The following is a 23,541-nucleotide window of genomic DNA, read 5'->3' as shown; positions in this document are numbered from 1 at the left end:
CGCTTTTCCTTTATTATTACATCACTTCTCGTAATAACGAAAGAAAGTAGTCGCATTAGTTGTCTTTTTAATTATTTCCACCTAAATGTTTAAATTGAATAAAATTTGGAAGCTTTATTATAGAATCCATTTCTTAACTTTGTCTTAATAAAAGATTGAAAGAAATAAGGAAATCCTTATTTCTTTCAACCTTTTACTACATATACCTTTTTACTCGGCAACTCCAAACAATTTAACTGCCCACCATACACAGCCCCGCCATCAATTCCTATAATACGATTACTACCAAAATATACTCCGCAATCATCATTACCATGAAGCGTCTTTGTTTCCGTATGTCCAAATATAACAACCTTTTCGCCACTATACCCACTATGAAATTCATTACGTATCCACATTAACGTGTATGGTTCACATTCAGAAACTCGTTTCAGCGGCTCAATACCAGCATGTACAAATATATACTCTTCTGTTTCAATGTAATGATCTAATTCTTGAATGAACTTTACGTGTTCCCCTAATATATGAGATTGTAAAATTGGCTTTTGGAAGGCTCCCTCATTTACCTCAATATCTTCTTCTACAAATCCATAGCTATATAATGTTTTATCGCCACCATTTCTTTTTACCCAATGATTCCACGAACGTTCTTCATCTGTCGTTAACGCTTTAATCATCATGTCTTCATGATTTCCCTTTAAAATGAAGGCTCCCTCTTCTTTTAACCCTTTTACCTTTTCAATTACAGCACGCGCATTTGGACCACGATCTACATAATCACCTAATAAAATTAGCTGATCCTGTTTCGCATCGTATTGTACTTCTATGAGTAACTTTTCAAATTTATCAATTTCTCCATGAATATCACTGATTACAAGTATTCTATTCATTTTTCCCCCTTCTTTCTAAATACATTTATCTCTAATTATAACTTTTTTAAAGAATCTTCTGAACATAATTACTAGAAAGCATTATTATTACAAATGAATCTATTATCCTTACAACAATGTAAGCCTCTTGTCATCCAATTCGATAGTTGTAATTACTGCATTTCCTTATACTAAAAGTAAGAAATGAAACAAAAAACAAGGAGAGATGAGATATGAAAAAAGTGATGGAAGTTGTAGTAGCGGTGGCAGAGGTTTTCGTAAATGGCAAACAAGTTGCAATGGAGTTAAATAAATAATGAAAAGGACAAGATTCGTTCTAGACCCTTTGCTCATATAAAAGAGATAAGACTTCATCATTTCTTTGATCCCTTATCCCTCTATAAAGAAAGCCGTATCCTTAAGAAGGACACGGCTTTCTTTTATTTTTGACTCGTACGAGCTGAAATACTAATGGCTCTATCTGTTGCTTTTGCAGCCTCATCTAACGCCTCTTTACTATTTTTCCCGTCATACATTGCTTCTAATGCTTTCACAACTGCATCTCGCGATTCTGGTAATACACTAATTAATGCTCCTTGCGTTGCTGGAGATTGCTTCGTTGCTTGCAGTTGATCCACCGTTACTTTTAACTGCGGATACTTTTCATATTGCTCTTTTACTAGCGGTTCATTATATGCATCTGGATTAATTGAGAAATAACCCGTTGCTGTATGCCATTTTGCTTGTACGTCTGGTTTCGTTAAATATTTCATAAAGTCCCAAGCACCTTGCTGCGTTTCTTCTGAAACCATATTCGTCATCCATAATGACGCTCCGCCAATAACAACACCATTTTGTTTCGTATCTTCTGGATATGGAATATATGCAACACCAACGTTAAACTTAGATGCATCAATTAAATCACGAACACCAGCTGAAGAATCTAAATACATAGCAACTTGTCCAGATTGGAATGCGGCACGAATATCATCCCAACTTGCTCCATACTTTCCTAGTACACCAGCTTTATTCAATTCATCTAACATCCCAAATACTTTTTGCCCTTCTTTTCCGTTAAATACCGCTTTCGTTGCTGCATCTTTTCGCCCATTCTCATTATCCACGTATAGACCGCCTTGTGTCGCTAATAATTCTTCAAAGAACCATCCATAGTTCAGCATGGAGAATCCATATTGTTTTACATTTCCGCCTTCTTTAATCGTTAACTTTTTAGCTGCTTCTTTTAATTCTGCATATGTTTTCGGAGCTTTCTCTGGATCTAGCCCAGCCTTTGCGAAAGCATCTTTATTATAAATTAATACTGGTGTAGATGAATTAAATGGCATAGAATACATTTTCCCATCAACTGAGTAATAATTCGTAATTGCTTTTTCTAATTTTGATGTATCGTACTTATCTTTTTTAATCCAGTTATCAATAGGCGTAATCTTTTTGCTATCAATCATATATTTCGTTGTAATTTCACTTGATTGAACAAGAGCTGGCGCTTCTTTCGTTGCAGATATCGTTTTAAACTTCGTTAAAGACTCTTCGTATGTTCCTTGGAACTCTGCCTTTATCTCGTATTTATTCTGTGACTTATTATAGTCTGCAACAAGCCCATCTAGCACACCTTGTGTTTTTCCACCCATCGCATGCCAGAAGCGAATTACAGTTTTATCACCATTTTTTTCAACAGGAGCTACTTTTGCCTGTGCTTCAGATTTCCCCTCTGTTTTACTACTTGAACAAGCTGCCCCGGTTAACGCCATTGTGGCTGCCATCAAAAGAGCCGCACTTTTTTTCAATAAACTCATCTCAATCCCACCTTTTCCTATGTATGCTTATTTAATTGCACCTTTTGTTAATCCTTGTTGCAATTGCTTTTGCCCTAAAAATAGTAAAATCAACGTTGGAATGACGATAACAGTAACACCAGCCATTACACTTCCCCAATCAGTTGCAACTTCTTGAGACTGGAGCTGCTTCACACCAATTTGAACTGTTCTTACTTTTTCATCAGTGGTCACTAAGAGCGGCCATAAATACATATTCCATGTTGTTAAAAAGCTATATACTCCAAGCGTAATAAAACTCGTTTTACAATACGGAATTACAACGCTGAATAAAAACCTTAAATTTCCAATCCCTTCAATAAAAGCAGCTTCTCTCAGTTCATTCGGAAGTGTCATAAAATGTTGGCGTAGTAAGAAAATACCGAACGCTGTTGCAAAAAACGGTACTGTCATCCCAGCAAAGCTATTGATCCATCCGAAATTTTGAATCGTTAAAAAGTTTGGTACCATCGTTGCTTCCCACGGAATAAGCATCGTTGAAATAAACAGGAAGAAAATAAGGTTTCTTCCTTTAAACTGGAGAAAGACAAAAGCATAAGCAGCTAAGCTTGATACGATAAGTTGTCCAATCATAACAACTGTCGATACAATTAAACTGTTATATAAGTACGTAAAAAGCGGTACTTTTTGAAAGATATTAATGAAATTATCAAAAGTAAATTGAGTCGGAAATAACCTTCTCATTTGAATATCATCTGGTGTCATAAAGCTTATTAAAAACGCATAGAGTACAGGAAAAAATACCATCACTGCACTAATAATGAGCAGTATGTATAATAGGAAGTTTTGTTTCCACTGTTTAACAATCATTTATAATGCACCTTTCTCTCTGCAAACTTGAATTGAAGTAATGTAGCAATGAAAATGAAAACAAATAATACCATCGCTTGTGCACTTGCTGTTCCAAATTGATGATTCACAAATGCTTCTTTATAAATCGAGTACACAATTAAATTCGTTGCATCGTTCGGTCCACCGTGCGTCAAAATATCGATTTGTCCAAAGCTTTGAAATGCACTAATTAAAGTTACTGTTACAATAAAAAATAACGTTGGTGATAACATCGGTAATGTAACGCGGCGAAGCTTATATAAATAGCTTGCACCATCTATAGATGCACTCTCATATAAAGACGTATCAACATTTTGTAAACCACCTAATATAACTAAAAATGCAAATCCTGTATTCACCCAAACCGTTGTAACTGATACGGAAAACAATGCCCAGTCCGGACTCGTTAACCATGCAATCGCAGGGAGATTCATAGAGGCTAATATGTTATTAAATAACCCTACACTTGGATGAAATAAAAATAGCCAAATCACTGCACTCGCAGCTACTGATATGCCCATCGTTGAGGAAAAGAGCACCCGAAATAATCCAATACCTCTTACTTTCTCATTTGCAATTAATGCAAGAAATAAAGCGAATATAATACTAGTAGGTACTGTATATAAAACAAATAATAAAGTTGACTTTATACTTTTGTAGAAAGCAGGATCAGAAAATAAATATTGATAATTTTCCAAGCCAACAAAAAGATTAGCTTCTCCGTGTATATCTGTTAAATAAAAACTATAGTAAATCGTCCTAAACAATGGATAGAAAAGAAAAATCGAAAACAATAAAATAGATGGTGCTAAAAATAATAATCCTATTCTTAAATCTTTCGTTCTCCCCCATAATGCCTTCTTTTTTGACACTTTTGTTTGAGCTGGTAATTTCCCTACCTCAATCATTATTTCGCCACCACTTTCAGCTCTTCTTCAGCTACCACTTTTAATCGTTCATTCGTATTCTGTTGAAAGAAGCATAGTTTTTCTTGCGAGAATAATAATTTTACTTTGTCACCTTTGTTCAAGAGTAACTGTCCGATGACTTTTGCACTCCAAGTTGCCCCATTTACCGAAAAGTTTAAAATAGATTCATTCCCTAATACTTCTACAGATTGCAACGTAACTTCTTGCCCTTCCTCAGACAATGCAATATGCTCAGGACGCATGCCTATTCGAATAATTCCTTCTGGTAATTGCTTTAACTGTCCAATAGATAACGGAATTTGCAATTGGCCTATATGCAATACGCCTTTTTCTTTATCCACTTCTCCATCATTAATATTCATAGAAGGAGAACCTATAAAACTTGCAACAAATTCATTTGCTGGTTCGTTATATATATCAAGCGGTGTTCCAACTTGCTGTATACTTCCTTTATTTAAAACCATGATGCGATCTCCCATAGTCATTGCTTCAATTTGATCGTGAGTAACGTAAATCATCGTAATTCCTAATCGTTGCTGAATTTCTCTAATTTCAATCCTCATTTGCGCACGCAATTTCGCATCTAAATTCGAAAGCGGCTCATCCATTAAGCAAATCGGTGCTTGACTCACAATCGCCCTAGCAAGCGCAACACGCTGTCTTTGTCCACCTGATAATTGACCTGGTTTCATTTTCACATACTCTTTTAGTCCTACCATTTCAACAGCTTCCATTAATCGTTTTTGCCGCTCTTCTTTCTGTACTTTTCTTACCTTAAGGCCAAATAAAATATTTTCTTCTACAGATAAGTGTGGATATAACGCATAGTTTTGAAATACCATTGATAGATTACGATCTTTCGGCTCTAAATCATTTGCAACACGCTCATTAATAATTAAATCTCCCGAAGAAATTCCCTCTAAGCCAGCAATCATTCGTAATAATGTACTTTTCCCACATCCCGAAGGTCCAACTAAAACAAAAAATTCTCCCTTCTTAATGTGAACCGATACATCTTTAACCGCTGTCTCTTCCGTATTTTTATATACCTTTAATACATTTTTCAATTCAATCACAAGATTGCACTCCTTTTTTCGTCTTGTATCCATACTTCATAATGACTTGTTGAAATCGCACTTGCTCCTGCACGAATTGCAATTTCTGCATCTTCTCGAGTTTGAATCAGTCCGCTTGCAATAATAGGAAATTCTATTTCCTCTGCTAGCTGTTTAATAATAGAAGGCATAATACCAGGCATAATCTCTACTGCATTCGGTTTAGTCGTTTTACAATTTTCAATTGATTTTGTAAGAGATAAAGTATCAACGATAAAAATACGTTGAATCGTTTTCAATCCAATCTTATTGGCATTTCGAATTGTCGATCCCTTTGTCGAAATAATACCTTGTGCACCAATAACATCTTGAATATACAAAAGTGCTTCCTCTGTATTCGTATTTAGCCCTTGTATAAAATCACAATGAAGAAATACATCATGCCCATTTTTCTGTAATTCATATACACGCTCTGGTAACTCCAACATTGAACCAGTCATAAGAAAAACTGTTTTCGGTAATTTTTTGTATGTTTTATACCCTTTCCAATTCTTTATCATCGCTATATAAGGTTATTTAAACATTGATTCCACCTAGCTTTTCTATTTTTATCCAAACTAAAAACACCTACTTACATAGAACACCTTTCTCCTTATTTGAACTCTAGGAAATAGAGCACACTTAAGAAAGTGGCACGTTATATGTAAGCGGGTGTTCTCAAATGTTCTCTACCCTAGTTATTTTGTTACCTTTACTATATTACGTATTTATTAAGTCAGTTTTGATAGATTGTTAATTAGGTGTTAATCGAATGTTAATATTCACCATATTACTTTTACAATAATCAAGATATACGAATAAACTCCAACAGAAAACAACTTTGTTTAGAATTTAAGTGATATGTAAATTCATACCATAGTTACTCAGTTTTAGTTTTCTTGCCACTGCTTGCGAAGCAAAATTATCCCAAGCCGTGCTGTAAAGTGGAATGCGTTTTTCTTCTTGTATTGATATCGCCCAGGCCGTAACAACATCTGAACCATATCCTTTTCCTTGAAACTCAGATAACGTTTCTACACTCGCTTCAGAAGCTGTTGGTGTACTTCTTGCACTACAGCATATAGAAACCACCTTTTCATTTTCAACAATTGCAAAATAAGGTTGTCTCCACTCCATCTGTTCGATTAGATTAGGAAAACTTTCTCGCAGGAGTTCTTTATTCTTCTCTGTTATTCGTATCGTCCTAGTCGGATTATTTGAATTATTTGGAAACATGAAAGCAGGCCCCATCCAAATATTCTCCACCGCTCTTTCCTCATTTAATATTTTAATGATTTTTGCTATCTCTATGTGATTTGAACGTTCTGAAATTAATTTCCCAATCTCATTCACCGTTTCACTATGAAGGTTATAATGATATCTCGTTATATTCCCCTCCCGAGTTCGGCCAAGAAAAAAACGTGGCGCTTTCAGATTTCCATGCTCATTTACACTCTTTATTCTTCCTACTTGATTATGAACAAATAGAACCTCTGCCTGAATTGCTATTAATTCAAGTTCTGAAAGTTTCATCTATATCCTCCTTTGTTACTGCATATACAAAATTCCTATAACAAGCCTTCATAGAGTAAATACAAAAGAACTCCTTCTCAAAACAAAAATCCCATTTAAATAAACATCAATGAGTCCATCTTGCCGAATGATCTCCTTGTTCTGTCTATTTAAATGGGATAATTTCATGACTGTTATTTTCTTAGCCTCTTATCTCACTCTTATATTACTCTGTAGGTTGCTGCTGTATAACTTCATTTGCCCCAGCTACTCTCAACATATTTGCAATATCTTTAAACCCTCTTTTTTCAGCATATTGCAGCGGCGTAGTTCCTTCACTGTTAGCCATATTTACATCCGCTCCATGCTCAATAAGCATTTGAATTACCTTTTTATGATTTTCGCTACCATTTCCCAATACAATCGCTTCTAATAATGCCGTTCCACCACGATTATTTTTGTAATTCACATCAATATCTGTGTGCTCTAATAATTCTTTTACGACCTCTACATGACCACGCTCAGATGCAGAAGTTAATGCTGTTCCACCTGACCGAGTAGTTTCTTTCGTATTAGCTCCTGCATTAATTAATAATTTTACGATATCCTTATAACCTTCTCTACTAGCATAAAGAAATGGACTGCTTTGTTTCTCATCTTGAATTTCAATATCAGCTCCCGCATCAATTAACGCTTTAACTGTCTCTACATGATTCTGATACGTTGCTGCAAGGACAGGCGTTTCTCCGTTATCACCTTCTACGTTAATATTCGCTCCATCTTTAATCAACTTCATAGCCGTTTCGGTATCACCTAGAGTCGCAGAAAGTAATAATTGCTTATCCATTAAATTTATACCTGTTTCTTTTTTTGCTTCTTCCTTTTCTTTATAGTTTTCCTTCTTTTTTTCATTTTTCACCTGAACCGGTTTTGATTCAGGATCTTCTTGCTTATCACAAGCCACTGTCATCATTAAAAGTCCTAATAACATGCATAATAATATTTTTTGTTTTCTCACAACTACAGCTCCTATGAAAGATAATGTTTTCTTAACCATTCCTCCATCACATGCAATAACTCTTCTTCAATAGATTTATCCATAAGCACCTTATATTCCTTCTTAAATTGAATCATCGAACGCTTATGCCCATGTTTTCTCAACAAATAATTCATGTTTGGAATGATATGCCGCCCGGCTTCATCATTAACATATGAAGCAATTAGTTTAGCATGTTTCGGTGACACTTGTACATCTTTCTTATCCTTAATTCCCCTAAAGATGTCACTATTTTATATTGTAACTGTTCTTCTAACTATTTTACACCTTTTATCTTTCTATTTTCATCTCACTGGCAATAGAAAAAGACAACCTTGGGGTGGTTGTCCTTGCTCTAGCTACTTCTTCGTATTAATGAGAATGTCCTCCGCTATTCCCTTTTTTCGGTTTCCCCATCATCTCTTTGTTCATTTCCCACTTATGCTCTGATAATTCTTTGTCGGAAAGGACCTTCCCCTTATATTTAGATACAAAACTTTCCGCATCTTTTTTATCTTTAAATGAGATTACATTATAAGCCATAGGTGTTGTTATTGTTTTATCATGTACGTAAGTTGCGTCCTGCATTGGAACCCAATCTTTCGTATTATAGTCTCGTACAAACTTTTCTTTCGTCTTCTCATTTTTATTATTATCCATCCATTTATGCATACAGCCAATATCATCAAACTTTAAGACTTTTCCATTCTCTAAAATAATTTCTGTTGCGAATTGATTATCCATTACTCCTATTTGACAAATATCACACTTATCATTTTTCTCATCAACTGCAATAGCTTCTATGTCCTTTTTCCCACATCCTACTATTGTAAATAAGAAGCATAAACATATAACAAGCACAGCATACTTTACTCTCATCCAGATTTCCTCCCTAAAAAGAACAATATACTCCCCATTAGTAATAATAAATTATTCTTAAAAATCTATTCGTTATACTCAACTAAGAACATATCAAAAAGTTGTGTGAGGTTTGTGAAAAAACAATGTATCTTTTGTAATATATGGAACAAAAAAGATGTGTAGCTATTTCTACACATCTCTCATCATTCACAACCAGTAATTAACAAATCATCTTCTAGCTTAACTAATAATGTGTCCGTATCAATTTCCTGTCCAACCTCTACATTCACTAACCTTATATTTCCACTGATCCCTACCCCGATTTTTTCAAGCTCACCATCGTGTTTTCGGATCATCATTAATTTTTCCCATTCATATACGTAAGAGGATTCATTAATAAAAATCTCCTCTACTCTTCCTTCACATGAACTATAAATTTCTTCTATTCTTCTTTTCATTCAAAATCTACTCCCTACTTCACACTTCACTATTTTCACCTTATTCTACCATTCTTGTACGAAGTAAATTATCTTTTTAAAAATTCAAAATTACCCTCGTGAACAAAATGATCAAAATAAAGATTATGCTTCTAATGATGTTATTTTTTTAATTATTTACCATTTGAATTGAAACTTTTATTATAAATAAAAAAACCTTTTATCTGAATTTTTACTTTATTTTGAAAGCGTAATCATTTTTGAGGGGGAGATTACATGTTAGCATTACTCGGATTTGTAATGGTATTTGTCTTTATGTTTTTGATTATGACTAAACGTATGTCAGCATTAGTAGCATTAATATTAATTCCAATTATTTTTGCATTAATTGGTGGCTTTTATGCAAATATGGGCCCTATGATGCTAGAGGGGATTAAAAAGCTAGCACCTACTGGTATTATGCTTATGTTCGCCATTTTATATTTCGGAATTATGATTGATAGTGGTTTATTCGATCCTGTCATTAGTAAAATCTTAAAATTTGTAAAAGGTGATCCGTTAAAAATTGTTGTTGGTACGGCTATCCTTACTATTATCGTTTCATTAGATGGGGACGGAACAACAACATATATGATTACTGTTTCCGCAATGTATCCACTGTATAAACGTCTTGGAATGAATCCGCTTATATTAGCTGGCGTTGTTATGTTAGGAGCAGGTGTGACAAATCTTACACCTTGGGGTGGACCAACTGCTCGGGTTATGAGTGCACTTGGTCTTGATGCATCAGAGCTCTTCACACCACTTATACCAGGAATGATCGCTGGTGCAATTTGGGTAGTTTTCGTTGCCTACTATCTTGGAAAAAAAGAAAGAAAACGTTTAGGAATTATGGATGTACAGTATTTAAAACAAATGCAAACAATGGGTGAGCAAGCTGCAGCAGTCGAAGCTGAAGTACATAAACGCCCTAAGCTGCTATGGATTAACTTTTTATTAACTGTTGCCTTACTCGTCTGTCTCATACTAGAAGTTATGCCGTTACCTGTTTTATTTACAGTCGCTTTTGCAATTGCTGTTATGATTAACTATCCAAACTTAGAACAACAGAAAGAACGTATTGCGTCTCATGCTGGAAACGTATTAGCAGTTGTTTCTCTCGTATTTGCTGCTGGAATCTTCACAGGTATTCTATCTGGAACAAAAATGGTAGATGCAATGGCTCAAAGTGTAGTTACTCTCATACCAGATGCACTTGGACCCCAGCTGCCAATTATTACAGCTCTTCTAAGTATGCCGTTTACATTTTTCATGTCCAACGATGCATTTTACTTCGGGGTATTACCTATTTTAACAAAAGCCGCAGCTGCTTATGGAGTTAGCGCAGCTGAAATGGGACGCGCTTCGTTACTCGGGCAACCTGTTCACTTACTAAGCCCTCTCGTCGCTTCCACTTATTTATTAGTCGGAATGGCCAAAGTTGATTTTGGTGAACACCAACGCTTTACTTTACTTTGGGCTGTTGGAACGACAATGGTTATGTTGATTACTGGAATTGTAATTGGGATTATTCCAATATAAGATGACACTAGAAAAAACAGTAGAGGAAATGTAATCCTCTACTGTTTTTATTGTTATGAAAGTCTCCTATGAAGAAATACGGAAATACCTTCTTTCTGGCCTCCCCACACTCCCATATATAAGCTCTGCATGCACTTTCTTTCCAGAAATCAAATACTCTAAATAGCGCCTCGCTGTGGATCGACTTACACCTACCATTGAGCTTAGCATCTCTGCAGTAATTCCCTCTTCATTAACAGTTAGCATATGCTTTTTTATTTTTGCTAATGTTAATGGATCTATCCCTTTTGGGGCATATTCTATTTGATTTGCCTGCACTCCTCTTTGAGACCATAGATATTCAATTTGTTCTGGAGATAATTGAGCACTTTCCTTTAACTTCATGATCTTCTTTTGGTAATTTTCTAAACTTTTTTTAAATCGATCAAACGTAAGTGGCTTTACGATATAATCTGTTACCCCACCTCGTAAAGCATGCCGCACTACATCTGTTTCTGATGCGGCTGTAATCATAATAATGTCTGTATCATGCAAATTATGCCTAATATATGTGATGAGTTCAGTTCCTTGCATATCGGGTAAATATACATCTAATAAAACAAGCTGTGGCTTCACAAGCTCTAGCCATTCCTTTGCTTCTTCCCCAGTCGTTGCCGTTCCAATCACTTTAAATCCATCAATTTTTTCAGCAAAACGACGATGAATCTCCGCAATCCGAATATCATCTTCTACAATCAATACTTCAATCCCCTCAACCATTACAATTCGCCTCTCTCTTTCGGTAATGCAATGATAAATAACGCACCACCTAAATCCCCTTTTTCGATTGCGATGCTCCCATTTAAATCTTCCACTAGCTCTTTCACTTTTGCTAATCCATATCCACGTTTTTCGCCCTCTTTCGTCGAAAAACCTTTATAGAATATGCTTGTTATTATTTCATCATGAATCCCGTGTCCTGAATCTTCCACTTCAATTAATATTTCTTCTCCAATATCCGTTACAAACATTCTAACTTTCTTGTCATACTCTTGATTTTTTTCAATTGCTTCAAATGCATTCGTAATTAAATTTCCCAAAATAGAAACAACATAATTACTATCAATATGCGGACTTAACTTTTCTAAACTACTTTCTCGATCTAACACAAAATCAATTTTCAACTCTCTTGCTCTATTATAAAATCCAATTAAAATTCCACCTAGCCATGGATTTTGAATTCGTTTCATAATAAATTGAACGAAATCTTGATATACTGCCGTTTCCTTATGAATAAGCTCTAAAGCATCTTCATATGACTCTAATTGGATAAGACCCGAAAGCGTATACAACAAATTATTATATTCATGTGTTTGTGCTCGTAATGCTTCTGTATATTGCCGCGTTTGAGACAACTCTGCTGTTAATTGGTCCATTTCAGATTTCAAACGTAAACTGGATACAACACCAGTTACTTTATTATTAACTTTAATAGGTAAACGGTTAGCAATAACAGCCTTTCCCTTTATATTTAATTGACGATCAAACTGTCCCTCACCAGTTTGAAGTACATCTAGTATCGATGAGTTAGGAATAACATTTAAAATAAATTCTCCAATTATATTTTGCTGTTTTTCTAAAGAAAGAATGTCATATGCCGCTTGATTTACTAAACTAACAATTCCATTTTTATCGATTACTATAATCCCTTCACGTACAGATTGAATAACTGTACTATGTTCTTCATATAAGGATGAAATTTCTTCTGGCTCCATCCCAAACATCATCCTTTTTATGCTTCTTGCTAAATATATAGAGCCGATTATGCCTAACAATAAACCAGCTATAGCAATCCAAAACACACGCGTACCATATACTTCTACAGCTTGATAAACATCGTCCATCGAAAAACCAACAGATACTACTCCAATAATTTCATTATCTTGATTACGTATTGGAACTTTTCCGCGTAATGAAGGTCCTAATGATCCAGTAGCCTTTGAAATATAAGACTTCCCTTCCAATAATACGCCTTTATTATCACCACCAACCATTGCTTCTCCTATTCTATCTCGCTTAGGATGTGCATAACGAATGCCATCTTTATTTCCAACTACAATGAAATCAGCATCTGTTTCGATTCGAATTTTTTCTACAATTGGCTGAATAATAGAACTTGGATTTTCCTTTTGGAAAGCTTCTTGAATTTCTGGTATAGTGGCAACTGTTTTTGCAACATACAATGCTCTTTTGCCAATTTGCTCTTCTACCGTTTCAGATAATATATAGTAAAATAAATAACTCGTTAACAGAAGCACAGCAAGAATAAGCGTGCTAATAGTTAATGTAATTCTCGGTTGTAGTTTTAATTTTTCAAATTTCAAAACCATTCCCCTAACATAGATAAAGTGAAACTTTAATCAGTGGGGGTTTTGTTCATCTCCCACTGATTATTAGTTGAACCAATCGGGCTTTTACGGGCAGTTGATCCCCCACCTAACTCCTTTGCTTTATAGCCGAATTTTGAGGTGGGAGTCTTACTGCCCACAAATAGCGGGATAAAGATAGAATTTAAAGAAAATACTGTCTTTTATTTCCGTATTTAATCATAACACGATTACTATATATTTCTTCAATTTATCTCATGATCGTCGTCACAAAAAAAGAAACGAAGTAAAACTACTACCTCGTTTCTTAATATTTGTTATTATACTTTAAACTTACCGATCATCTCTTGTAATTCTTCAGCCATTTGCGATAGGTGAACTGCTGCTGAATTTATTTCTTCTACTGAAGCTACTTGTTCTTCAGAGGAGCCAGCAATATTTTGAACACTTGCTGCATTTTCTTCAATCGTTGCTGCAATTTCATTAATAGATGCACTTACTTGTTTTGCATCTATCGTCATTCGTTTCGCTACTTCTACCATACTATCAATTTGTACAACTGTATCATTTGTAGATTTCAATATTTCTACACAGCTTTGTTTCGTTTCATTTGCAACTACAAGCCCTGATTGTACCTCTGTCCCAACTTGATTCATAGAGCTTACAGTTTCCTTTATATCAAATTGTATCTCTTTCACTAGCTTGCCAATTTCCGTAGAAGACTGTCCCGATTGTTCGGCTAATTTCCGCACTTCATCCGCTACAATTGCAAAACCTCTTCCTTGCTCTCCAGCTCTTGCAGCCTCAATTGCAGCATTTAATGCTAATAAGTTTGTCTGCTCTGCAATATGCTGAATCACTTCTAGAATAGATCCAATTTGCTTCGACTTATCATCTAATAAAGAAATGACTTTGTCTGACTGTGACACAGATTCATGAATTAATTGCATTTGATTCACAGTTTGTTCAACTAACTTTCCACCATCTTCAGCTTTTTGCTTCGTGTACATAGATGCTGTAGATACTAACGAAGAGCTATCCGCAACACGCTGAATTCCTTCTGTAACTTCTTCTAACAAAGTCGCTCCTTCTTCAACTTCCCGCGTTTGTATTTCTGCCCCACTCGATACTTGTTCCATTGCTTGTGTAATTTGTTCCGTCGCTTCACTTGCTTGCTTCATGCTAGCTGTTAATTCTTCCGAAGAAGCTGCTACATGACCAGCTGAAGTATTAATATTTGAAATTACATCATGTAATGATGCCGCCATCTCATTAAAACTTTCTCCTAACTGTCCAATTTCATCCTTCGAACGAACAGTAATTGATTCCGTTAAGTCACCTTCGCTAATTTTCCTTGCTGATATAACAAGTTGTTTTAACGGTTTAATAATAGAAGCAGTTATGAAGTAAATTACAATTCCACCAATTATTAATGAAATTCCAAGAATAGTTATTGTTTTATAGAAAATAGGTTCAGCCGCTTCAATAATTTCTTTTGAAGGCATAATTCCTGCTATTTTCCATCCAGTTATCTTATTCGTTTTAAAAGTGATATTGCGATCCTCACCATCTAATGAAAATTTAAAATCACCTATTTCCTGTTTGTACAGCTCTTTTTCAAGTTTTTCTTCTACCTTATCCCCCGGCTTCAGCGTTGGATGTGCTACCACATTTTTATCTTGATCAAAAATTGCAGCATACCCCTGTTTACCGATATTAACCATTTTTGAAGTATTTACAATATCATTAATAATTAAATCAATACCGAGGACGCCACTTTTATCCTCATTTTGTTTTGCTATTGTAATAGCAATATTTCCTGTCGTTTTTGATTTATATGGAGCTGTGATAATCACTTTTCCGCTTTTTTTCACTGCCTCTTTGTACCACTCTCTTTCTGTAGGATTATATCCTTCTGGCATTTGAATAGCTGGTGATTGAACAAATTGTCCATTACTAGATCCCGTATAGATTGCTTCCATTTCTGGATGTAATTTATTATATTCTTCTAATTTATTCTGCACGTTTTGAAGCTGATCAGCTTGATAACTCGCCCCAGTAAATAACTTTGTAAAGTATGCTACGTCTACTTTCTTACTATCTAACTCTTTATTAATTACATTATTTAAAATCTTTATGTTATCTTTTGCTGATTGTAAAATTGTTTCATTAAAGTTTGTCTTTGCCTGTTGATAAGACGTCCAACCAATTACAATACTTGGAAGAATTAAAATAATAATAAATGATACAAATAACTTTGTTTTTAAACCACTACTCCTTAATTTTCCTTGAAACATATTTCTGTCCCTCCATACCGTTTAAATGCAATTATTTTACTTTTAATCCCTTTATATAAATCATACGATACATTTGCATTGATGAGACTCTCTATCTCTTTTCCTCATCTTTCTCTACATTTGAAGAATTTTTGCATACATTTCTCATCCTATAGAAATTAAATAATTAAAACAATATATAGAATATGCATTATTCAAAATATTACGTTTCACGGAAGAACCTCTAGTATCATATTTACTAGAGGTTCTTCCTATCTTACTATTCTTTATCTTTATCTTTATCTTTATCTTTTTCTACTTCTTTTTTCTCATCTTCTACTACAGATACGACAGGTTTATCATTTGATAATTGTTGTACTGCTCCTTTTCCTGCAAATCCTTCTAATAACTCTTTTAAGTCAATGCCAGAAGAAGCTTTCAACGTTTCTTGCATCGTTGCCATTAAATCAGTCGCATAACCCGCAACTTTTCCGGCACCGCTATTCTTGCCACCGCCGCCTGTATCAACGACTGTAATCTTATCAATATTGCTAAGTGGACTCGCAACTTCTTTCGCATAACTTGGAAGCATTTTAAGAACCATATCCATAATTGCCGCTTGCCCATATAATTCAAATGCTTCTGCAATTTTTTGTTTCGCTTCCGCTTCTGCTAAACCTTTTAATCTAATAACATCTGCTTCTGCTGTACCTTGTGCTTTCTGTACCTCTGCTTTCGCTTGACCTTGCGCTTTTTCAATTTCCGCCTTCGCTAAACCTTCTACACGTACTTCTTCTGCACGTGCTCTTGCTTCTGCTTCAATTTTATATTGATCCGCATCTGCTTTTTTGATTTGTTTTACTTTTTCCGCCTCTGCTGATTGTTCAACTGCATAGCGATCTGCATCTGCCTTTTTCTTTACTTCTGCATCGTATTGTTTTTCGCGACGTGCGATCTCTTTTTCTTCTAACTCAATTTGCTTTTCACGCTCAATGATTTTAACTCGCATTTGCTCTTCTGTAACACCTTGTTGCGCTTTCGCTTGTTGTAATTCGTAAGAAAGGTCCGCATCTGCGCGAGCTTGCTCTTGTTCTCTCTTATAAGATTGTACTTTTAATTCTTTATGTTTTTCAGCTTCAGCGATTTGTGCATCACGTTGATACTCTGCTTCTTTCGCTTCTTTTTCTGCACGCGCTTTTTCAATACGTGCTTCTTTTTCACGCTCTGCATTCGCAATTGTTGCATCACGCTTAACAGTTGCAATTTGTGGCTGACCAAGTGCATCTAAGTAGCCGTTTTTGTCCATTATTTCTTTAATTGTAAAGGAAACGATGCGAAGACCCATCTTCTTTAAATCAGTCGAGGCTACTTCATGCACCTTTTGAGCAAATTGCTCTCTATTACTATAAGCATCTTCTACTGTCATAGAAGATAAGATAGCACGTAGATGCCCTTCTAAAACTTCCTTCGCTTCAACTTTTAACTCTTCTGTTTCTTTTCCTAAATATTGCTCAGCTGCTGTAGATACTTCTTCAATTGTCGAACCTACTTTAATAATAGAAACACCATTTACCGTAACAGGAACACCTTGCTTCGTATACGTATCACGCGTACCAACTTCTAATTTATAGTTTAATAAGCTAAGAGGCTCTCCTCTTTGCATAATTGGAACTACGAAAGTACCGCCACCACGAATAATTTTAATCTTCTTTCCATCATCAGTGGTAACGACATTCTTTCCACCACCAAGCCAGTTCCCTGTTACAATTAATGCTTCGTCTGGACCAACTGTACGATACTTCGTAATGAACACTAAAATGAGTAGAATTAAAATTGCGAGTAAAACTCCACCGATAATTAATGGAATCGTCATGTAAATTCCCCCTTATAATTTTGGTTTCTTTAAAGAATAAGCTATGTTTTGTACAAGCAAAACACCATCTTGAACTCCCTCAATAATAACCTCAGTTCCTTGTGAAATATCTTTTTTCCCAATCGTTTTTGCTGGTATTGCATTATTTCCAAATTGGGAGGAGATTAATACTTCACCAAATCCTTCTTTCGGAATCGTTATAATTACTTCTCCTTTTCGTCCAATAAATTCATCCATGCGTTGTACTGTATTTTGCTCTGCCTCTGCAATCGGTTTTAAAATTAATATTTTCATTATGAAAACACCGATAAAGGATATAGCAAATGAGCCCCCAAAAATAATAATGCTATTAAAGGAAAATAAATATTCTCCTATATAACTAAGTCCACATAACATGGCGAAAAAACTAAGTAATAAAGTAACAACGGATACAGATCCGCCTCCAAAACTAAATATTGATTCAAATATATCTCCAAAGAAGATATAAATAACAGTGAGTATAGTAGCAATTATAAATCCGTATAAATAAATTGTTTCAAGTGGATAACCAAACAAGACCATTTCTTATCCCCCTTTCTTAAACAATCCTTTTTTGTTATGTGTATGCCCCACCTCTTTCAAAGATTATTAATCTTAATTTTCAGTTATTTAGACTTTAAAGAAAAACCTGTAAGACAGGTCTCTAAAAAAGAACAGGAGAAACCTATTGTGACAGGCTCCTCCTAGAAAATAACCGATATATTATATATCTATATAATATATTATTTTCCACAAAAAGTAAAGTAAAACATACATTGGAAGAACACTTATTTTACTGATAATGAGTATGTTCCATCACCATTATCATATTTATATACATACAAGTAATATTTGCCCGGTTTTGCATTGAATTTTGCTTCTATATGATTTCCATTGGCTTGACCGTAAGCCGCATAATTTTGCATATCTGATTCGTGGTGAAGCACCCATGTCATCCCAATTCCATATTCATTTAGAACAGAAATATCGATATCTTTCGCTGATGCCACATTAAATGTATAAACGTCCGTATGATCCCCACCAATAAGACTACCTTTAATAGTGGAATTTAGTCCGATACGATTTGCTTCATCTGGACGATTATTTGGTTCGGATTCTATTAAACTCCCATCTTTAATCGTAACCGCTGTTTCACTTTTGCTTTCTTTTCCTTTATCATCTTTCACTGTTAATGTTGCTTTATATGTTCCTGCCTTTTCATATGCATGTAATGGATTAACTTCTGTGCTTGTATTCCCATCTCCAAAGTCCCATAAATAAGAAACGATTTTTCCATCTTCATCGTTTGAACCATCACTCTTAAATTGAATGCCTTCCTTTACAAGCCCATTGTAAGGACCATTTATATTAACCGTCGAAGCTTTATTTTCTTCTTCATCTTTTGCAATACCATGGAAGACTACATCATATTCAAATTCATTTGAAGCATTCACACGATAATTGACGAAGTATGCTGTAACAGTCTTGTAGCCACTCCATTCTTTTTGCGCTAATTGTTCTAAAGCTTCATTTACTCTTTTACTCATTGCTTTCCAATCTTCTGACTCACCTTTTGTTACATTACCTGTATACGTACCTTCTAATGTAAATGTATTGAAGAATTGAGATGTATGCTTTGTCATTTTTGCATCTTTCATATGCAACGTATCGTTAATTTCTTTCTTTACTTCTGTTAATGCTTTTGGTGCATGTTCAGCTAAATAATCATCTGCTACTTCCGGCACATTGTACTTATCTTGATTATCAATTAACTGCTGCATATACTCTTGATACTCTTTATTTAATTTCAAATCTTTACTTAAAGTCTCACGATACGTATCATAATTTTCCACGTCATTCGCACGAATTAAATCTTGAATTTTATCAAATGTTTCAAATTGATGCGTATATAAGTAAGACTGCAATGCGAACGAGTAGTTATAGAAATCCCAAGAACCATATTTAGCAAATAGTGTACGCTCTGCTGTATAACGGCTTGCAGGATCAGATGATAAGCCACTAATTATGCTCTTTCTCGGTACAACGTTATTCGTACGAGTAGATCCCGCAAAAAATTCCGCATTCCCTTCTTGGAACCAAGTTAATCTTTCATTTTGATACATATCTCCTCTTCCAAATAAACCTGGAACCTCATATCTCCCTTGAAGATAATGAGTAAACTCATGACGGAATAACTCTTCTAAACTATAAATACTTTGTTCTGGCGTACGCTCATATGTAAAGAATGTGCCTGTCTCTTCAATATAAATTCCACCGTTGTTTGTTTCATATCCGTACAGTTGTCTATTTAGCTGATATTCATCTGGAGTGTTATAGATTACTATAGTTAATACATCATCTGCATTACCTTGTTCTAAAGCTTTATCATTACCGATTACACGGTGATATTGCGCCTTTACTTCCTTTGCTGCCCAGTATAACCTCTTAATTTTTTCTTCTGATACTTTATCTCCTGTTTTAAATACAATAGATCCATCGTCGAATGTGTACGTTTTTGGTAAGTACTGCTGTTTTCCTTCTTTACGTATCTTCTCTAAATCTACCGTATTTCCGTTATAATCTTTCCCGTTATAATTAGTTGTAATTTGTTCTACCGCAACAAAATACGGTTCACTTAAACGTGGATACATATGCATTGCTTGTGTAGTAACTTCTAAACCTTTATTTGGATTACTGTGAAACTTTCCTAAACGACTAGCAAAATAAATTCCATTATTTATAAGCCACTTATTTTCTGATGTTACTTGATTTAGAAGAGCAATGCGATTAATCTCATTAATAAATCCATCTACCTTCCCATACCACATCGTCTCATTCGCTTCTTTACGAGTTTCAAATAAATAAGATTGCATATCATAATCGATGCCTTGCATAATATCGTATACTGCTTGTCCTTTCATACGATCATTAACATATGTAGCAAAATTATCGTTATACTGCTTTAAAATACTAGTTGCGTATTGAACCGTTTCAACATCACTTGAAGCATTACTAATTAATTTACCGTATGCAGATACTACTGCATCTTGCTCATTTGTTCCAAGCTTAAAATTCGGATTTTTTGCAATAGCTTTTAACGCTGGTAAACATTTGTCCTGAAAGCTTCTTTCATTTAAATCGCTTAATTCTTTATTATAAAATGCAAGGTAAAAAGCCGAACGTAATACTTCAGTAAATGTTTGAATTCCCTTTGAATCATCTTTCGTAAATGTACTACCTCTATGAGCTAATTCATCTATAATTACTTGCATTCTTCCTTTGTCTTGATAGAAAGCTTTTGCGTCTTCATTAAACTGGAATAAATCTGAAATTTGATTCCACTTAATACTCCCTAACGTTTCAATTAACTCTTGATGACTCATTTTGTTTAAATCAGCCATTGAATAGTTTTCTTTAACTTGTTTTCTTACTGAACTTTTCATAATAGGTGCTGGACGTTGTGAAAAGTCTCCTACTTTTAAACGTTCTTGAAACGATAATGTTTCATCAACTTTCGAAGCATGTCCAATCTCATCTACTGTTTTTTCAATTCCGACCGGTTTCGATTTCAACACGTTATATGGTACTTTTTCTTCCGCTGACACATGAGTTTGAATTGCTCCTAACGATAGAGCCATTGTACTAATACTAAGCATCACTTTATTGAACTTTGATTTCTTGTTCACACTATTTCCCCCTATTTAAATATTCCATTCAAGAAGTTAACATATTATCCAGATAAAATAATATAAAATGCAATATTTCATATTATTTCTTTATACATTTTGACCATATAGTGAACGAACTTTTTGCATGATTGGGTAAATAAGGAGCTTGAAAAACTAGGTAAAGAAAACTTCCTCCGCACACTATATGACAAGCATTTAAAAGAAGAATTCGGGCCTCAAATTAGGCCTGAATCCGTTATTACTGAAAGTGGAAAAGTAAATTTTAAAAACCCATTCGTATGAAATGTAATTTTCATACGAATGGGTTTTTTACTTTATTATATAGTGCTGTAAACATGACTTCTCTTCAAAACCTACTTTCTTATACAATTTCATAGCACTTTCATTATTCGTATTCAAACATAGTTCTATCTCTTCCATCCCTTGGAAGGAGAAAATATACTGAATTGCAGCTTGTAATAAACACTCTCCAACACCTTTTCTCCTACTATTTACAGCAGTTGCAATAAATTCGATATTTGCTTCATGAAACTGCGGATTTACTTCAACATATACATAACCTTCTAACTTATCATTCTCTTTACTTACAAATAATTTATTTGTATCACTTAACCGTTCAATAATTTCATTTCCTTCATAAATATATAAATCAAAATGTAATCATTTCTTGAATAAATGATAATGTTTTTCATTGTAGACTAAAAAATAAAAAAGTTTACAAAAAAGTTAACCCCTTTTAAGGGGTTATGCCATTTTCTCTCCGGATTCTTCTCTAAAAAAGCTTTTCATTGCATGAAATACATCTGCTTTTTGCTTTAAAATATAATATCTGAAATTCTCATCTTTAATATTTTTATATGCCGACATAAGCGTACTGTGGCGGTTGTACTGGTTCACTTCCCCATAACCAAACATATTACACTTCTTCATCAACTCTTCCACAAGCTTTACGCATCTAGCATTATCCGAAGTTAAATTATCACCGTCTGAAAAATGGAATGGATAAATATTATAGCGATCTGGTGAATATTTATTATCGATTAACTCAAGTGCTTTTTTATATACAGAAGAACATATTGTTCCGCCGCTCTCACCTTTTGAGAAAAACTCTTCTTCTGTGACGACTTTCGCTTCCGTATGATGTGCAATAAACTCAATATCAACTGTTTCATATTTTGTGCGTAAAAATCTTGTCATCCAAAAGAAGAAGCTACGTGCCATATACTTCTCCCATATTCCCATCGATCCACTCGTATCCATCATCGCTAATACAACAGCTTTCGAATCTGGCTTTAACACTTCATTCCAAGTACGGAACTTTAAATCTTCTTGGTGAATCGGATGGAAAGACGCTTTACCGCGCATTGCATTTCGTTTATATGCGGATATCATCGTTCGTTTCTTATCAATATTTCCCCATAATCCTGTTTTTCTAATATCATTAAATTCAATGTGCTCAATTCGGTTTTCATCCATTTCTTTTCGCTTTAAATTAGGCAGCTCTAACTCTTTGAAAAACGCTTGCTCTAATTCTAAAATTGAAACTTCCGCTTCATAATAATCTTCCCCAGCTGCATCTCCTGCTCCTTGCCCTTTTCCTGGTCCTTTCTGCTTTTGACCACCTGATCCATCTCTCGCAACGACATCACCAACTTTGCTATCACCGTTTCCTTGCCCTACATGTTTATTTTTATCATAATTATATCTAATCTTATATTCATCTAAAGAACGAATCGGTATTTTCACAACATCCCTACCATTAGACATAACAATATTTTCTTCTGTTACAAGGTCTGGTAAATTATTTTTAATTGCTTCTTGTACTTTTTCCTGATGGCGTTGTTGGTCGTCATATCCTTTGCGATGGAGGGACCAGTTTTCCTGTGAAATCGTATAGTTTGGTTGATTTTCTTCGCCCATGCCTTTCCCTCCTTACTGTATTTTTCTCTCATATGAACAGCAATCTATAATTTTGTTTTCTAGTGTGCATAACTAGAATATTTGAAAAGTAACTGTTCATCGAAACTCATCCCATAAACATATCAATTATTTTTCGCACAATACTCCGAGCATCTTAAACAAAATTTTTCCACTCACATAATAGAAAGAAACATTCAGCCGTTGATAAGAAAGAAACACAACGCATTGTTGCACACATCTCCGCTTTGCAACATATTGTATTGTGTTGGCTTTTTTCGTATGAATGGTTGGTTACTCTATCATATGCATATTGTAAAAATAATTGACAATAAATTCATGAAATTGCATCTTAATTTATTATATTTGGACAAGCTATGACACTTTTTACAAATA

The 23,541-nt window shown here is 34.6% G+C and carries 19 protein-coding genes and 1 pseudogene; 1 reads left to right on the top strand and 19 read right to left on the bottom strand.

The features are described 5' to 3' along the window. Positions 1-185 precede the first annotated feature (185 nt). The 11 genes from U860_RS0119075 to U860_RS0119020 all read right to left on the bottom strand — a co-directional run bounded on the left by U860_RS0119075 (position 186) and on the right by U860_RS0119020 (position 9,446). A complete protein-coding gene (locus U860_RS0119075; protein WP_025149749.1) occupies positions 186-890 on the bottom strand; it encodes a metallophosphoesterase family protein in 705 nt (234 codons plus the stop codon). 419 nt (positions 891-1,309) lie between these two features. After that, on the bottom strand, positions 1,310-2,686 hold the full coding sequence (locus U860_RS0119065; protein ID WP_025149748.1) for an ABC transporter substrate-binding protein: 1,377 nt from the start codon (positions 2,684-2,686) through the stop codon (positions 1,310-1,312). Positions 2,687-2,713: 27 nt separating this feature from the next. Continuing rightward, complete coding sequence (locus U860_RS0119060) at positions 2,714-3,535, bottom strand: carbohydrate ABC transporter permease (RefSeq protein ID WP_025149747.1); 822 nt, start codon at positions 3,533-3,535, stop codon at positions 2,714-2,716. Then, complete coding sequence (locus U860_RS0119055) at positions 3,532-4,464, bottom strand: sugar ABC transporter permease (RefSeq protein WP_025149746.1); 933 nt, start codon at positions 4,462-4,464, stop codon at positions 3,532-3,534. The genes U860_RS0119060 and U860_RS0119055 overlap by 4 nt, the downstream gene beginning before the upstream one ends. After that, complete coding sequence (locus tag U860_RS0119050; RefSeq protein ID WP_025149745.1) at positions 4,464-5,561, bottom strand: ABC transporter ATP-binding protein; 1,098 nt, start codon at positions 5,559-5,561, stop codon at positions 4,464-4,466. Before U860_RS0119050 ends, U860_RS0119055 begins: the two co-directional genes overlap by 1 nt. Continuing rightward, positions 5,558-6,100, bottom strand: a complete 543-nt coding sequence (locus U860_RS0119045) for a glycerol-3-phosphate responsive antiterminator (RefSeq protein WP_025149744.1) — start codon at positions 6,098-6,100, stop codon at positions 5,558-5,560. Before U860_RS0119045 ends, U860_RS0119050 begins: the two co-directional genes overlap by 4 nt. A gap of 331 nt (positions 6,101-6,431) precedes the next feature. Then, on the bottom strand, positions 6,432-7,112 hold the full coding sequence (locus U860_RS0119040) for a GNAT family N-acetyltransferase (RefSeq protein WP_025149743.1): 681 nt from the start codon (positions 7,110-7,112) through the stop codon (positions 6,432-6,434). Positions 7,113-7,317: 205 nt separating this feature from the next. Beyond that, positions 7,318-8,148 (bottom strand): ankyrin repeat domain-containing protein, encoded by an 831-nt coding sequence (locus tag U860_RS0119035; RefSeq protein ID WP_115610331.1) that lies wholly within the window; start codon positions 8,146-8,148, stop codon positions 7,318-7,320. Next, positions 8,121-8,336 (bottom strand): hypothetical protein, encoded by a 216-nt coding sequence (locus tag U860_RS0119030; RefSeq protein WP_025149741.1) that lies wholly within the window; start codon positions 8,334-8,336, stop codon positions 8,121-8,123. Before U860_RS0119030 ends, U860_RS0119035 begins: the two co-directional genes overlap by 28 nt. A 163-nt stretch (positions 8,337-8,499) precedes the next feature. Further along, the gene (locus U860_RS0119025) at positions 8,500-9,006 is read right to left on the bottom strand and encodes a nitrous oxide reductase accessory protein NosL (RefSeq protein WP_025149740.1); all 507 of its coding nucleotides are present in this window, start codon (positions 9,004-9,006) and stop codon (positions 8,500-8,502) included. Positions 9,007-9,191: 185 nt separating this feature from the next. Next, complete coding sequence (locus U860_RS0119020; protein ID WP_025149739.1) at positions 9,192-9,446, bottom strand: hypothetical protein; 255 nt, start codon at positions 9,444-9,446, stop codon at positions 9,192-9,194. Between the two features lie 255 nt (positions 9,447-9,701). Between U860_RS0119020 and U860_RS0119015 the strand changes: the two genes are divergently transcribed. Further along, complete coding sequence (locus U860_RS0119015; protein ID WP_025149738.1) at positions 9,702-11,006, top strand: CitMHS family transporter; 1,305 nt, start codon at positions 9,702-9,704, stop codon at positions 11,004-11,006. 66 nt (positions 11,007-11,072) lie between these two features. Here the strand turns inward: U860_RS0119015 and U860_RS0119010 are convergent, their stop codons facing one another. The 8 genes and pseudogenes from U860_RS0119010 to yhbH all read right to left on the bottom strand — a co-directional run bounded on the left by U860_RS0119010 (position 11,073) and on the right by yhbH (position 23,148). After that, entirely contained in the window at positions 11,073-11,765 is a 693-nt protein-coding gene (locus U860_RS0119010; protein WP_025149737.1) for a response regulator, read from the bottom strand. Beyond that, positions 11,765-13,369, bottom strand: coding sequence for a sensor histidine kinase (locus U860_RS0119005; protein WP_025149736.1), 1,605 nt, complete (start codon positions 13,367-13,369; stop codon positions 11,765-11,767). The genes U860_RS0119010 and U860_RS0119005 overlap by 1 nt, the downstream gene beginning before the upstream one ends. Positions 13,370-13,692: 323 nt before the next feature. Beyond that, complete coding sequence (locus U860_RS0119000; RefSeq protein ID WP_025149735.1) at positions 13,693-15,669, bottom strand: methyl-accepting chemotaxis protein; 1,977 nt, start codon at positions 15,667-15,669, stop codon at positions 13,693-13,695. Between the two features lie 259 nt (positions 15,670-15,928). Further along, the gene (locus U860_RS0118995) at positions 15,929-17,521 is read right to left on the bottom strand and encodes a flotillin family protein (protein ID WP_025149734.1); all 1,593 of its coding nucleotides are present in this window, start codon (positions 17,519-17,521) and stop codon (positions 15,929-15,931) included. A 12-nt stretch (positions 17,522-17,533) separates the two neighbouring features. After that, positions 17,534-18,082, bottom strand: coding sequence for an NfeD family protein (locus U860_RS0118990; protein WP_025149733.1), 549 nt, complete (start codon positions 18,080-18,082; stop codon positions 17,534-17,536). A gap of 245 nt (positions 18,083-18,327) precedes the next feature. Beyond that, positions 18,328-21,225, bottom strand: coding sequence for a collagenase ColA (colA, locus tag U860_RS0118985; RefSeq protein ID WP_025149732.1), 2,898 nt, complete (start codon positions 21,223-21,225; stop codon positions 18,328-18,330). 312 nt (positions 21,226-21,537) lie between these two features. Further along, positions 21,538-21,867: pseudogene (locus U860_RS33765) on the bottom strand (GNAT family N-acetyltransferase); the annotation flags it as partial. A 105-nt stretch (positions 21,868-21,972) separates the two neighbouring features. Beyond that, positions 21,973-23,148 carry a sporulation protein YhbH gene (gene yhbH, locus U860_RS0118975; protein WP_002174772.1) on the bottom strand — a complete coding sequence of 392 codons (1,176 nt, stop codon included), beginning with the start codon at positions 23,146-23,148 and terminating at the stop codon, positions 21,973-21,975. Positions 23,149-23,541: the final 393 nt, after the last annotated feature.

Origin of the sequence: Bacillus sp. H1a (assembly GCF_000633475.1) — a bacterium.
GTDB lineage: Bacteria > Bacillota > Bacilli > Bacillales > Bacillaceae_G > Bacillus_A > Bacillus_A paramycoides.
Note: the sequence above shows the minus strand (reverse complement) of the source record. Positions and strands in the feature narration are given on the sequence as shown.